Genomic DNA, 14,362 nt, shown 5'->3' on the forward strand with positions numbered 1-14,362 from the left:
AAACATAATACATACAAGATAAACAATACAAAATATATTACACACGGCTGACATATCGAAAATATGCGCTTTCGCATGTTTGGTCAGATTGCCAATATTATTTTCTACGTGCTGTTTATTTTATTCTGGGTGCTGTGCGGACTGATGCTGATGTACCGGCTCAGCTGGCAGACATTCGTCAATGGTTGTGTCTACTGGTGGTGCACCACGCTGGCGCCCATGCGTGATTTTATTCGCTCTCAACCGGTTTATACGATTCATTATTACGGTCAGTCTCTGGAATATACTTCAGAGCAAATTCTGGCCGATAAATACACCATCTGGTGCGGTGAGCAGCTGTGGACCAGTTTTGTTCTCGCTGCCGTCGTTTCTCTGGTTATCTGTATCGTGACGTTCTTTGTTGCCAGCTGGGTATTGGGCCGTCAGGGGAAACAGCAGAGCGAGGATGAGAATACCGGCGGGCGCCAGCTTTCCGATAAACCGAAAGAGGTAGCACGCCAGATGAAACGCGATGGCGTGGCCTCGGATATTAAAATCGGCGATCTGCCCATCTTACTTAACTCTGAAATCCAGAACTTCTGCCTCCACGGTACCGTCGGCTCCGGTAAGTCGGAAGTGATACGCCGGCTACTGAATTATGTCCGCGCCCGGGGCGATATGGCCATCATATACGACCGTTCCTGTGAGTTCGTTAAAAGCTACTATGATCCGTCACGGGATAAAATACTCAACCCGCTGGACTCGCGCTGTGCCGCCTGGGATTTGTGGAAAGAGTGCCTGACGCTGCCGGATTTTGACAATATCTCCAACACCCTTATACCGATGGGGACCAAAGAGGACCCGTTCTGGCAGGGCTCCGGTCGCACTATCTTTGCCGAAGGCGCCTACCTGATGCGTGAGGATAAGGACCGCAGCTACGAGAAGCTGGTCGATACCATGCTCTCCATCAAAATCGACAAGCTGCGAGCCTATCTGCAGAACACGCCGGCAGCGAACCTGGTGGAAGAGAAGATTGAGAATACGGCCATCTCCATTCGTGCCGTGCTGACCAACTACGTCAAGGCCATCCGCTACCTGCAGGGCATTGAGAAGAACGGCGAGCCGTTCACTATCCGGGACTGGATGCGCGGCGTCCGTGAAGACCAGCCCAACGGCTGGCTGTATATCTCCTCCAACGCTGACACCCATGCTTCCCTGAAGCCGGTTATCTCGATGTGGCTGTCGATTGCCATCCGCGGCCTGCTGGCGATGGGGGAGAACCGCAACCGTCGCGTGTGGATTTTCGCTGACGAGCTGCCCACGCTGCACAAGCTGCCGGACCTGGTCGAGATCCTGCCGGAAGCGCGTAAGTTCGGCGGTTGTTACGTGTTCGGTATCCAGTCTTATGCGCAGCTGGAAGATATTTACGGCGTGAAGCCTGCGGCGACGCTGTTTGACGTGATGAACACCCGCGCCTTTTTCCGCTCTCCGAGTAAAGAAATTGCCGAATTTGCCGCCGGTGAAATCGGTGAGAAAGAAATCCTCAAGGCCAGCGAGCAGTATTCCTACGGGGCTGACCCGGTGCGTGACGGGGTATCGACCGGGAAGGAGAAAGAGCGGGAAACGCTGGTCAGTTACTCAGATATTCAGACGCTGCCGGACCTGTCCTGCTATGTCACGCTGCCCGGGCCGTATCCGGCCGTGAAGCTGGCCCTGAAGTACAAACCACGTCCGAAAATTGCTGAGGGGTTTATTCAGCGCACTCTCGATACGCGGGTGGATGCACGACTCAGTGCGCTGCTTGAAGCACGGGAAGCCGAAGGCAGTCTGGCGAGGGCGCTTTTCACGCCGGATGCGCCAGAACCCGGGGAGGCTGACAAGGACAGTAAAGCCGGAGCGCAGAATGAGCCGGTTAAACAGCCGGAACCGGCAGGAGACACAGTCTCCCCTGTGCCGGTAAAAGCCCCGACGGCGGTGAAGACGTCTGTAGCCGCAGCGCCCGTTAAGTCGTCCGAAACACCGCGGCCTGCGGTTCCGGCCCCGCGGGTCACGACCGTTCCCTTAATCCGGACTAAACCTGCATCTGCAGCGACCGGTACAGCATCAGTTGCCGGCGCGACAGCACACTCAGGGGGCACGGAGCAGGAGCTGGCGCAGCAGCCCGCAGACACGGGACAGGAAATGATGCCTGCCGGCATGAATGACGACGGTGAAATCGAAGATATGGCCGCGTATGACGCGTGGCTGGCAGATGAAGAGACACAGCGGGATATGCAGCGACGCGAGGAGGTCAATATCAACCACAGCCAGCGTCGTGATGAGCTGGATGATATCGAGATTGGAGGGAACTTCTGATGATGTCGATTGGCGCAGTAAAGTCTGCGGGGAGTGCCGGTAATTACTATACGGACAAGGATAATTATTACGTCATCGGCAGCCTGGAGGAGCGCTGGCAGGGCAAAGGGGCGGAAGCGCTGGGGCTGGAGGGAAAGGTGGATAAGCACGTCTTCACGGCACTGCTGCAGGGAAAATTACCGGACGGGAGTGACCTGAGCCGGATACAGGACGGGGAAAACAAGCACCGGCCCGGTTATGACCTGACCTTTTCGGCGCCCAAAAGTGTGTCTGTCATGGCGATGCTGGGGGGAGACAAACGCCTCATCGATGCGCACAACCAGGCAGTGACTGAGGCCGTCCGGCAGGTGGAAACGCTGGCTGTGACCCGCGTGATGACGGACGGGAAAAGTGAAACCGTGCTGACCGGTAACCTGATTGTGGCGAAATTTAACCACGATACCAACCGTAATCAGGAGCCTCAGCTGCACACCCACGCCGTCGTGATTAATGCCACGCAGAACGGGGACAAATGGCAGTCTCTCGGCACCGATACGGTCGGTAAAACGGGCTTTATCGAGAATGTGTACGCAAACCAGATAGCCTTCGGGAAACTCTACCGGGAGGCGCTGAAACCCCTGGTGGAGAAACTCGGTTATGAAACCGAAGTCGTGGGTAAGCACGGCATGTGGGAGATGAAAGAGGTACCCGTCGAGCCGTTTTCCACGCGCACTCAGGAGGTCAGGGAAGCGGCCGGACCGGATGCGTCGCTGAAATCACGAGATGTGGCCGCCCTTGATACCCGCAAATCGAAAGAAAAGCTCGATCCGTCAGAGAAGATGGTGGAGTGGATAAACACGCTCAAGGAGACCGGGTTTGACATCCGTGGCTACCGCGAGGATGCCGATAAGCGCGCAACAGAACTCGCCAGTGCGCCCGTCAGCCCGGACAGAAAGGACGGCCCCGATATCAGCGATGTGGTCACTAAAGCCATCGCCGCTCTCAGCGACCGGAAGGTGCAGTTCACCTACGCCGACCTGCTGGCCCGCACGGTCAGTCAGCTGGAGGCGAAACCGGGCGTCTTTGAGCTGGCGAGAGGGGGCATCGATGCGGCTATCGAACGCGAGCAGCTTATCCCGCTCGACCGCGAGAAAGGCCTCTTTACCTCAAATATTCACGTCCTCGATGAGCTCTCCGTGAAAGCGCTGAGCCAGGAGGTACAGCGCCAGAACCATGTCTCCGTCACGCCGGATGCGTCAGTGGTGCGCCAGGCCCCGTTCAGTGATGCGGTCAGCGTGCTGGCGCAGGACCGGCCGGCAATGGGGATTGTCTCCGGGCAGGGGGGCGCAGCGGGCCAGCGGGAGCGCGTGGCTGAACTGACCCTCATGGCCCGGGAGCAAGGCCGGGACGTGCACATTATTGCGGCCGATAACCGCTCACGTGATTTTCTCGCCGGGGATGCGCGGCTGGCCGGGGAGACGGTGACCGGCAAATCCGCCCTGCAGGACGGGACGGCGTTTATCCCGGGCGGGACGCTCATTGTGGATCAGGCGGAGAAGCTGAGTCTGAAGGAGACGATTTCCCTGCTCGATGGCGCCATGCGTCATAACGTGCAGGTCCTGCTCTCCGACAGCGGCAAACGCAGCGGAACCGGGAGCGCGCTGACTGTGCTGAAGGACAGCGGCGTGAACACGTACCGCTGGCAGGGCGGAAAGCAGGCCACGGCAGACATCATCAGTGAGCCGGACAAGCGTGTTCGTTACAGCCGGCTGGCGCAGGAATTTGCTGCCAGTGTCTGCGAGGGACAGGAGAGCGTGGCGCAAATCAGCGGCTCGCGCGAGCAGAATGTACTCAACGGCATCATCCGCGAAACCCTTAAAAACGAAGGTGCGCTCGGCGATAAGGAGATGACGATCACAGCCCTGACACCGGTCTGGCTGGACAGTAAAAACAGGGGCGTGCGGGACTACTACCGCGAAGGGATGGTCATGGAGCGGTGGGACCCGGAGACCCGAAAGCATGATCGCTTTGTGATTGACCGGGTGACCGCCAGCAGCAACATGCTGACCCTGAAAGGCCGGGAGGGTGAACGCCTGGATATGAAACTCTCCGCCGTTGACAGCCAGTGGACGCTGTTCCGGGCCGATAAGCTGCCGGTGGCGGAAGGGGAGCGTCTGGCGGTACTCGGTAAAATTCCCGACACGCGATTGAAAGGCGGAGAGAGCGTCACGGTGCTGAAAGCAGAGGCCGGGCAGCTGACGGTTCAGCGTCCGGGGCAGAAAACCACGCAGTCGCTTTCTGTTGGCAGCAGCCCGTTCGACGGTATCAAGGTCGGGCACGGATGGGTGGAAAGTCCGGGCCGGTCGGTCAGCGAGACGGCGACCGTCTTTGCCTCGGTAACGCAGCGCGAGCTGGATAACACCACGCTTAACCAGCTGGCGCAGAGCGGAAGTCATATCCGGCTGTACTCCGCACAGGATGCGGCCCGCACGACGGAGAAGCTGTCGCGTCACACCGCGTTCAGCGTGGTATCCGAACAGCTGAAGGCCCGGTCCGGTGAGACAGAACTGGATGCGGCCATCGCACTGCAGAAGGCCGGGCTACATACCCCGTCAGAGCAGGCCATTCACCTGGCCATCCCGCTGCTTGAAAGTGAGAAGCTGACCTTCTCCCGGCCCCAGCTGCTGGCGACGGCGCTGGAAGCCGGGGGTGGGAAGGTTCCGATGGCGGACATCGACACGACCATTCAGGCACAAATCAGGTCGGGGCAGTTGCTGAATGTGAGCGTCTCTTCTGGTCACGGTACCGACCTGCTGATATCCCGGCAGACCTGGGATGCCGAGAAAAGCGTCCTGACCCGGGTGCTGGAAGGCAAGGAGGCGGTTGCGCCCCTGATGGACAGTGTACCGGCCAGCCTGATGACGGACCTGACCGCCGGGCAACGCGCGGCGACCCGAATGATACTGGAGACCCCGGACCGGTTTACGGTGGTGCAGGGCTATGCCGGGGTGGGGAAAACCACGCAGTTCCGGGCTGTCATGGGGGCTGTCAGCCTGCTGCCGGAAGAGACCCGCCCGCGCGTCGTCGGCCTGGGGCCGACCCACCGCGCGGTAGGCGAAATGCAGAGCGCCGGCGTGGATGCGCAGACGACCGCGTCATTCCTGCATGACACGCAGCTGCAGCAGAGAAATGGGCAAACACCGGACTTCAGCAACACCCTGTTTCTGCTTGACGAGAGCTCGATGGTCGGGCTGGCGGATACGGCAAAGGCCCTGTCGTTAATTGCCGCCGGGGGAGGCCGTGCCGTGCTTAGCGGAGATACCGACCAGCTGCAGTCCATCGCGCCGGGTCAGCCGTTCCGGCTGATGCAACAGCGCAGTGCCGCGGATGTGGCCATCATGAAGGAGATTGTCCGTCAGGTGCCTGAACTGCGGCCTGCCGTCTACAGCCTGATTGACCGGGATGTGCACTGCGCGCTGGCCACCATAGAGCAGGTGGCGCCGGTTCAGGTACCACGAAAGGCAGATGCCTGGATGCCGGCACAGTCGGTGATGGAATTTACGCCGGCACAGGAGAAAGCGATTCAGGAAGCACTAAAGAAAGGTGAAAGCGTGCCGGAAGGTCAACCCGTCACGCTGTATGACGCACTGGTGAGGGACTACACCGGTCGTACCCCGGAGGCACAGTCGCAGACGCTCATCATCACCCATCTGAATACTGACCGCCGGGCGCTGAACAGCCTGATTCATGATGAGAGGGTGGCGAGTGGTGAAGCCGGTAAAGAAGAAGTCACCCTGCCGGTGCTGGTGACGAGCAACATTCGCGATGGTGAGTTGCGTAAACTGTCCACCTGGTCGGCTCACCAGGACGCTGTCGCCCTGGTGGACAATACCTACCACCGTATCGGGCGCGTGGATAAAGAAAATCAGCTTATTACCCTGATGGACGGTGACGGGAAAGAGCGGTTTATCTCGCCTCGTGAGGCGTCCGCTGAGGGGGTAACACTCTACCGCCGGGAAGAGATCACCGTATCGGCAGGAGACAGGATGCGCTTCAGCAAGAGTGACCCGGAGCGGGGATATGTGGCGAACAGTGTGTGGGAGGTAAAATCCGTTTCAGGTGACAGTGTCACGATATCAGATGGCAAAAACACCCGAACACTGAACCCGAAGTCCGACGAGGCGCAACGCCATATCGATCTGGCGTATGCCATTACCGCCCACGGGGCCCAGGGGGCCAGTGAACCGTTTGCCATCGCGCTGGAGGGTGTGGCGAAGGGCAGGGAAGCGATGGCCAGCTTTGAATCCGCCTATGTGGGATTATCGCGAATGAAACAGCATGTTCAGGTCTACACCGACAGTCGGAAGGGCTGGATAACAGCGATTAATGCCTCGTCTCAGAAAGCGACGGCTCACGATATTCTCGCGCCGCGTAATGACCGGGCGGTACACACCGCAGAGCAGCTGTTCAGCCGTGCCCGACCGATGAATGAAACCGCGGCCGGTCGGGCGGCGTTGCAGCAGTCTGGCCTGGCGAAGGGGATATCGCCCGGGAAATTCATTTCGCCCGGGAAAAAGTATCCGCAGCCCCACGTCGCGCTGCCGGCGTTCGACAAATACGGGAAAGAAGCGGGGATATGGCTCAGTTCACTGACGGATGGCGACGGCCGCCTGCAGGTGATGGGGGGTGAGGGACGCGTGATGGGCAATGAAGATGCGCGCTTTGTGGCGCTGCAGAACAGCCGCAACGGTGAGAGTCTGCTGGCCGGGAATATGAGGGAAGGCGTCAGGATTGCCCGCGACAACCCCGACAGCGGCGTGGTCGTCCGCCTTGCCGGCGATGATCGCCCCTGGAATCCGGGCGCCATCACCGGCGGTCGCGTCTGGGCAGATCCGCTACCGGTTGTTTCACCGGAGGCGGCAGGAACTGACATTCCGCTTCCACCGGAGGTACTGGCTCAGCGGGCCGCAGAAGAGGCACAGCGCCGGGAAATGGAGACGCAGGCGGAGCAGACTGCCCGTGAGGTGGCCGGGGAAGCGCGTAAAGCCGGTGAGTCGGGAGAGCGGATGAAAGAGGTTATCGGGGATGTCATCCGCGGCCTGGAACATGACCGGCCGGGTGAGGAGAAAACGGCGCTGCCGGACGATCCACTGACCCGTCAACAGGAAGCGGCGGTTCAGCAGGTGGCATCCGAAAACCTCCAGCGCGATCGCCTGCAGCAGATGGAACGGGATATGGTGCGCGACCTGAACCGTGAGAAAACCCTCGGGGGCGACTGACGCGCCTGCGGCTTGTCAGCTCCGGCATACCCCCCGGTTAAAACCGGGTGACCTGCCGGAGCGCTGAAAAAGAAAATAATCCATGAGAACGCAAGAGAATTTCCTGAGCATCACCGACCGCTGGTTGCAGCGCCTCCTGACCTGGACGCCCGGACAGACCGACATCATTAAAACGATCGCTCTGGTGCTGATGGTGACTGACCACACCGGTTTACTGCTGGCAGGAAATAACGAAGTGATGCGGTTGCTGGGGCGTGGCTGTTTCCCGCTGTTCGGGCTGGTCTGGGGAATGAATCTGGCCCGGCATACTGAAATCCGGCAGTCACAGCTGAATCAGCTCTGGTGCTGGGCGTTGATTGCCCAGGGCTCATTTATCCTGATCGGGTATCCGTGGTATATGGGCAATATTCTGTTCACGTTCGCCGTCACCGGGCAGGCCATGCGCTGGTACAGTCTGCAGACCCGCAACGATATTTTGCTGGCGATCGCCATTGTGGTGGCCTGGCTCCCCCTGTCTGCAGACAGTTATGGTCTGGCCGGGGTGTTTATGCTGATAAACAGCTATCGGCTGTGCCGTGCAACAACCCCCGTGGAAAGAACCGGTTACGCGTTGCTGTGGGCGGTGATGGTCCTGCTGATGAATATGCACGATGTTGGCCAGTCCGTGGCCGGTCTGGCCATTGCACTTCTGGTGGTGTCTGTCTGTTCGGAAACCGGAGAACGGGTAAAACGGTTCTGGCCGCGACATTTCTTCGTGATGTTCTATGCCGTGCACCTGGCGGTGCTCGGTATTGTCGTCTCGATGTAAAAAAAACCGGACAGAGGTCCGGGGAGCGGGAACATTGCCCGTAAACGTGACAAAGGGAACATCATCGCCATGTCCACTGCATCCTGAGATGAAACGATGATGCCGTTAGCGTATCGTATACTCCAGACCTGAAGTTTTTATTGATATGGCCCCTTATGAGTGAAGAAAAACGCCCTGTACTGAGCCTGAAACGAAAACCCGCTGCGAACAGCACCGCGGCTGATACGGTGGGTACGCCCGGCGTGGCTCGCCGTAAAAAAGTCGTGGTGGTCTCGACGCCGCCCGCCTGGAAGGTGAAAAAGGAGAAGCTTGAGCAGGCGAAAAAGGCTGCCGAAGCCGCCGCATGCCAGGCGGCGCCCGAACCGGTCAAAGCAACAAAAGCGCCACCTCCCGTACGTTATCTTCGTCTGCTGCCGCCAGCGCAGGCCATCATGACGTTGAAAGCGTTCTGGCCACAGTTGTTCGACGGTAATGTACCACGCCTGCTGGCCACGGGGATGCGGGAGCAGTTGTTTGCCGATATTGAACAGCGTCACCTGCCGCTGTCGCATAAACAGGTGATTAAGTGCCTGAAAAGCCTGACCCGGTCTTCGGGTTATTTGTCCAGGATGCAGGCGGGCGCGTCCCGGTATGATCTGCAGGGCAATGTCGTGGCGACAGTCACTGTGGAGGAAGCGCGCTACGCCAGTGAGCGCATGATGAAGGAGCTGTTACGGGCAGAGCGAAAGATGAGCCAGACTGTTTAACCATTGCCATTTCCTGAAATAACAATCGTCCTTTAAGTCCCCTGCTGAAGAATTTAACCTCTTCAGCGGTCGGGCATTCTTTTATCCATACTGAGCCTTTTAAAGGAATAAAAATGAAACGTAAACTGTATTTACTGCTGCCACTTATTTCGGCTGTCTTTATTAATAACAGCGTTGCTCAGGAGTCTGCGCCAGAAAAAACGTTCTCAGCCATCCAGGAAAAAAGGATCGGAGAAATAGCGGCCGATTATCTGCGTACTCATCCTGAAATACTGATCCAGATGAGTGAAAAACTTCAGCAGGAACAGGAGGAGAAACAAACCCGGGGACTGACATCCGCTGCGCTGGCGCAGCAAGCGAAAATACTGGGTGATAACACTATCCCGTCCTGGGGACCTGCGGACGGGGATGTGATGGTGGTTGAATTCTTCGATTACCAGTGTATCTGGTGCAGCCGGTTTGCCCCCGAGCTGGAGAAGGTCATTAAGAACAATCGTAAGGTCCGCTACTTCTTTATGGAATGGCCGGTGTTCGGCAGCCGGTGGCCAGCGTCGCTGCTGGCGGCGAAAACAGGCCTGCAGGTCTGGAAAGAGCAAGGGGCTGAGGCCTATCTTAAATACCATAATGACCTCTACGGGACAGGACTGAATGAAGGGAAACTGACGAAGGGCGATATTGAAAAGACATCAGGGGGATTTCATTTAAACCGCAGACCATTGAAGAGATTAATACCACGCTGAAAAATATTAATGATATCGCCACGGAGACAGGATTAACCGGAACACCCGGAATTATTGTTTTGCCAGTAAAAGGCGCAACGGTTGAAAATATCACTGTATTTACCGGAATGACAGAGGCAGATAGTATTCAGTCTGCCATAAATAAAGCACGTCATTAATCCTTCATTACGCCTCATTTATCTTTAAAGGACTGAGTGTATGTTCAGGTATTTTACACTGCGCACGGAACAGCAATTATTTTGTTATTTGTACGGGGGCGCGCTGGCGCTGTTTTTGACGCTCTTATTTTCCCCAGGTTTCAGGGTAAGCGGATTTTGTCTGGTTGCGTTGTCGGTTGCGCTGTTCTGGGGTGGGCTGGCGCTGTATAGCCGTCATATCGATCGGTTGAGAGTTCAGGAGGTCTCACCGCTGGTCAGTATCCGCGACGGTGTCCAGGTGGTGGCCACACTCCCACGGCATGAGAAAGCACGGCTGGAGTGGGAAGTCCTGCAGGATGACGAGGTGTATCGCCGGCAGATGCATGACCTTATTGGCCTGGCGGGCCGGCTTGTCTCCCGGGGATGCCTGTATGCGCCAGCATCGATACTGACGGGTGCCGGCCTTCTTGCCTGGGGATTTCCGCAGGACGGTATCCGTCTGGTAACCGCCCTGCGGACTATGCCCGCAGCAGAGCTTGTGCAGCTGACCGGCATCGTCCTTCACTACGTGCTGTTGATTTCCGCCATATCGATACTGATTGCTGACGTTGTGGCCGGTCAGGGATTGCCGAACCGATACCGGCGCGCGTTGCTGGACCGGTTGCCGGCAGATGCCTGGCGCATCAGAAGAGGGACTGAGCGATGAGCGGGCTGCGCAGCAGATTTATCAGGAATGAACTGGCCGTAGCGGGAGACCCGGTATGGCAAAACTATTAATGATGACGGGCACCATTGTCATCGTACTGGGTCTGTTGGGTTTTCTGGTGTTGCTTGTGAAGGGACGAGCAGCAGGGGAGACCTCCCCGGTTCTGCAGGCACTGAAAGCGGCGGGTATTCGCACCACAGAAGCGGAACAGCGACTGTGTCGTCAGCGGGTTTGGGTGGGTAATGACATGCTGATGACGCCGCGGGAACAGCATTTTTACCGGGCATTGCTGAAGCACACCGACCGGAAACGGTGGCTGCTGTGCCCGCAGGTGCGGGTGGCGGATATCGCCAGCCTGGCACCCCATATCCGACCTCGCTCCCGGACCTGGTGGCAGCTGTTCCGGATGGCTTCGCAGTGGCACTGCGATGTGGTCGTGGTCGGTATCAGGACCTTTGCCATTGTGGCCGCTGTCGAACTGGATGATGCCTCGCACCTGAAAAAACATCGGGTACGCCGGGATATTCTGCTGGAAGAGGTACTTCGGCAGGCCGGCATTCCGCTGCTGCGGGATCGGGACTGAGAGAAACTGGTCAGGTGCGTGAGGGAATTTCTGAAGCACCGTGAGAGTGACACCGATATAACACCACTGAACACCGTCAGGAGTGAAAGCGTATGAATATTGTGAAGAGAACGCCCCGTAAAACCCCGGTCAGCCGGTGGTGGTTGCCCGGACTGCTCAGTCTGGCGCTATGCGCGCCAGTGCCGGCAATTTGCGCTTCTGCCATCGAGACCGGTTTTTCCCCGGAAGGAACGGCCCTGCAGCTGGTCCTGAAGACCATTGATTCGGCGCAGCAGGAAATCCGCCTGATGGGATACGCCTTCACGTCTCCGGAGGTGGCCAGCGCCCTTGTCAGGGCAAAGCGTCGGGGTGTGGATGTGAAAGTTGTACTCGACTGGAAGGCAAACTCAGAGGAGAACAATAAAGCCAGTCGTGCGGCAATGAATCTGCTGGTCAATGCCGGCATCCTCGTGCGCACGGTAAGCCAGTTCAAAATCATGCATGACAAGGTCATCATCACAGACGGTCGTAATGTGGAAACGGGGTCGTTCAACTACACTCGCGCTGCCGCGCGCAGTAACTCAGAAAACGTCCTGGTCATCCGTGATAACCCGGCGTTAGCAGAGACTTATCTTCAGCACTGGCAGTCTCGTTGGGAGATGGGAACTGGCTGGGAGCTTGCATACTAAGCCATAGTTTCTGCCATTTGAATGGTAGCTCTCGCGCCAACGAAAGCTATCGTTATATAACAAAAAATAACATAGCCTCTCGCGGGTTTTCAGCGCCTGTAGTACTCTTTCCTCAATATGATCCATTGAGGAGGCAGAAATGTCACAGGTCGTAAACGCAGTTACTTCCTCATCGAAACGTCCCTACAGAAAGGGTAATCCTGTTTCTGCGGCTGAACGTCAGCAGAAAGCTGTTGCGCGAAAGAAAGCAACGCACAAAGAGGTGAGAGTATTTGTGCGGGATACGCTTAAAAATCAGCTTCAAATCATGTGTGAGAATGAAGGAATTACTCAGGCTGAAATGATTGAAAGGCTTATCGAAATGGAATCCGCGAAGCTTGGAATAGACGTAACGACGTCACATTCTTGATCCAGCAGATGTTGAGTGCTAGATTACTGATCGTTTAGAGATTCTTGGCTGGCCACGCCGTAAGGTGGCAGGGAACTGGTTCTGTCGAAAGGATTTTTCCGGAATCAGAAAGCAAAAACCCCGATAATCTTTCCAAGTTTGGCGACTCTAGAAGATTACCGGGGCTCTTAACTAAACTGCATAGAAGCTGTTGCTCTATGCAGGGAGTATAGATTCATGCTCAGAAAAGTTCAATACCTTCTGTGCTCACTCCTTCCGCGCAACATAAGCGCAGGATGCGGTGACTAACCAGCATTCAGAAAACACATTTCATTACGTTCAGGTTAAAAATGCCGATCCGCGTTTTATAGCGCGGGAAGGAAAAAAAACACTGCCGTTTTGTCGTAAGTTGATGGCCAAAGCCGAAGGCTTTACCTCCACTTTTGATTTTTCAATCCATGTTGCCTTTGCCCGCTCTCTGGGTAAGCGCCGGCGCATGCCTCCTTTACTGCGTCGACGTGCGATTGACGCGCTTCTGCAGGCAATGTGCTTCCATTATGATCCGCTGGCCAATCGCGTGCAGCGCTCGATTACCAATATGGCCATCGAGTGCGGACTGGCCACGGAATCCAACAGTGGAAACCTGTCTATCTCGCGGGCGACCCGTGCGCTGCGATTTATGTCTGAGCTGGGGCTGATCACCTATAAAACGGAATATGACCCGCAGATCGGCTGCAATATCCCTACGGACATGACGTTTACGCCGGCTCTTTTCCAGGCGCTCGATGTGTCAGATGTGGCTGTCGTGGCCGCTCGCCGTAGTCGCGTGGAGTGGGAAAACAAACAACGCAAAAAACAAAGTCTGCCGCAGCTGGGAATGGATGAACTGATCGCCAAATCCTGGCGCTTTGTACGCGAGCGTTTTCGTAGCTACCAGGCAGAACGTAAATCTCATGGCCAGAAGCGGGCGACCGCCCGACGGGATGCTTCACGCCAGCGCAAGGACATCGAGACGCGTGTTCGTCAACAGTTGACGCGTGAATATGCCGCCGGCCGCTTCAGTGGTGATCATGAAGCGCTGAAGCGTGAGGTTGCGCGCCGGGTGACTGAACGGATGCTGATGTCCCGGGGCAATAACTATACCCGCCTGGCGCCGTACCCCGACCCCATATAACCCTCCTGTTTTTGTTATCCGGCCGGCGCCGGAGACTTTCGCACGTCTGTCTCCCGGACGTGGCTGATTTCTGCCCACTTTTGTGATGGCCGCACCGGCCAGCGTCAAATTAACTCACATCGAGGATGAAATTTCCTGTTCAAGTCGCACCTGAGAGAGGCGGATTTTACTTATACACATTTAAGTGCAAGGGAACTATTCATAAGGCTCCTGCCGATATCCTTTCAGGCTGCTTGTCGTAGAGGGTTACAGACCGCATGGTTCCCTTTAAATACCTGCTCTGTACTTCTTTTAAAGATCTGAATCTCTTTCGTTTCAGGGACAAACCTATTCGTCGTCTACCCTGTGGACAGTCTCAATGAGGCCTTCGCTAACAGCGGTCGCAAGCGTCCGCGCCGCTCAGATCCAGAAGTACCTCCCGCCGACAAGCGGCGGGCATATAACCAGTGCATCGATTAGTTACATCATTCAAATAATCACTTTTTTAAGAACATAGGCGCCGTCCTGCCACCCCGAGCCCTTCCCCACCACTGAAAAGCGCCGCCGCCCCCGGCCGAAGGCCGGGGAACAACATCGCTTTTAATGATGGGTGTTGTAACTACAGGTTCGTCATCGCTGTGAGTAGTGCTGCGGTAAGTTCTGAGGTACACGCTCGTAAGCGCCTGAACGGCGCTAACGCGGAGATACGCCCCGACTGCGGCTACGCCTTGTCGGGACCACTCCGACCGCGTACAGAGGCATCTGTGGCGTTTTAAGCGGATATGGCTTTCCAGTGAAGGGGATGGGTAGGGCAGAACCTATCAAAACGGCAGCCGGCTAC

The 14,362-nt window shown here is 56.9% G+C and carries 9 protein-coding genes and 2 pseudogenes; all 11 read left to right on the plus strand.

Annotation, left to right across the window (positions count from 1 at the left end; genetic code table 11):
* The first annotated feature begins 63 nt into the window (after nt 1-63).
* Nucleotides 64-2,334 (plus strand): type IV conjugative transfer system coupling protein TraD, encoded by a 2,271-nt coding sequence (gene traD, locus ACI2JR_RS23745; RefSeq protein WP_462479604.1) that lies wholly within the window; start codon nt 64-66, stop codon nt 2,332-2,334.
* Complete coding sequence (gene traI / locus ACI2JR_RS23750) at nt 2,334-7,592, plus strand: conjugative transfer relaxase/helicase TraI (protein ID WP_462479605.1); 5,259 nt, start codon at nt 2,334-2,336, stop codon at nt 7,590-7,592. The genes traD and traI overlap by 1 nt, the downstream gene beginning before the upstream one ends.
* An 82-nt stretch (nt 7,593-7,674) precedes the next feature.
* Nucleotides 7,675-8,400, plus strand: a complete 726-nt coding sequence (gene traX / locus ACI2JR_RS23755) for a type-F conjugative transfer system pilin acetylase TraX (protein ID WP_462479606.1) — start codon at nt 7,675-7,677, stop codon at nt 8,398-8,400.
* Nucleotides 8,401-8,555: 155 nt separating this feature from the next.
* Nucleotides 8,556-9,146, plus strand: a complete 591-nt coding sequence (locus tag ACI2JR_RS23760) for a fertility inhibition protein FinO (protein WP_462479607.1) — start codon at nt 8,556-8,558, stop codon at nt 9,144-9,146.
* A gap of 113 nt (nt 9,147-9,259) precedes the next feature.
* Nucleotides 9,260-10,044, plus strand: a pseudogene (locus ACI2JR_RS23765) (DsbA family protein).
* 40 nt (nt 10,045-10,084) lie between these two features.
* On the plus strand, nt 10,085-10,729 hold the full coding sequence (locus ACI2JR_RS23770) for a hypothetical protein (protein ID WP_462479608.1): 645 nt from the start codon (nt 10,085-10,087) through the stop codon (nt 10,727-10,729).
* Nucleotides 10,730-10,784: 55 nt separating this feature from the next.
* A pseudogene (locus ACI2JR_RS23775) lies at nt 10,785-11,408 on the plus strand (DUF2726 domain-containing protein).
* Complete coding sequence (locus ACI2JR_RS23780; RefSeq protein ID WP_462479609.1) at nt 11,405-11,980, plus strand: phospholipase D family protein; 576 nt, start codon at nt 11,405-11,407, stop codon at nt 11,978-11,980. The pseudogene ACI2JR_RS23775 and the gene ACI2JR_RS23780 overlap by 4 nt, the downstream one beginning before the upstream one ends.
* Before the next feature lie 139 nt (nt 11,981-12,119).
* A complete protein-coding gene (locus tag ACI2JR_RS23785; protein ID WP_462479610.1) occupies nt 12,120-12,389 on the plus strand; it encodes a replication regulatory protein RepA in 270 nt (89 codons plus the stop codon).
* A 216-nt stretch (nt 12,390-12,605) separates the two neighbouring features.
* Nucleotides 12,606-12,677 (plus strand): RepA leader peptide Tap, encoded by a 72-nt coding sequence (gene tap / locus ACI2JR_RS23790; protein WP_462479632.1) that lies wholly within the window; start codon nt 12,606-12,608, stop codon nt 12,675-12,677.
* A complete protein-coding gene (gene repA / locus ACI2JR_RS23795) occupies nt 12,670-13,542 on the plus strand; it encodes an incFII family plasmid replication initiator RepA (RefSeq protein ID WP_462479611.1) in 873 nt (290 codons plus the stop codon). The genes tap and repA overlap by 8 nt, the downstream gene beginning before the upstream one ends.
* Nucleotides 13,543-14,362: the final 820 nt, after the last annotated feature.

Origin of the sequence: Klebsiella sp. NPDC088457 (genome assembly GCF_044900465.1) — a bacterium.
GTDB lineage: Bacteria > Pseudomonadota > Gammaproteobacteria > Enterobacterales > Enterobacteriaceae > Klebsiella.

Coding starts and splice junctions, on each gene's coding strand:
- ACI2JR_RS23780 (WP_462479609.1), top strand. CDS start 11,405: ATGAATATTGTGAAGAGAACGCCCCGTAAAACCCCGGTCAGCCGGTGG.
- traD (WP_462479604.1), top strand. CDS start 64: ATGCGCTTTCGCATGTTTGGTCAGATTGCCAATATTATTTTCTACGTG.
- ACI2JR_RS23770 (WP_462479608.1), top strand. CDS start 10,085: ATGTTCAGGTATTTTACACTGCGCACGGAACAGCAATTATTTTGTTAT.
- ACI2JR_RS23785 (WP_462479610.1), top strand. CDS start 12,120: ATGTCACAGGTCGTAAACGCAGTTACTTCCTCATCGAAACGTCCCTAC.
- traX (WP_462479606.1), top strand. CDS start 7,675: ATGAGAACGCAAGAGAATTTCCTGAGCATCACCGACCGCTGGTTGCAG.
- traI (WP_462479605.1), top strand. CDS start 2,334: ATGATGTCGATTGGCGCAGTAAAGTCTGCGGGGAGTGCCGGTAATTAC.
- ACI2JR_RS23760 (WP_462479607.1), top strand. CDS start 8,556: ATGAGTGAAGAAAAACGCCCTGTACTGAGCCTGAAACGAAAACCCGCT.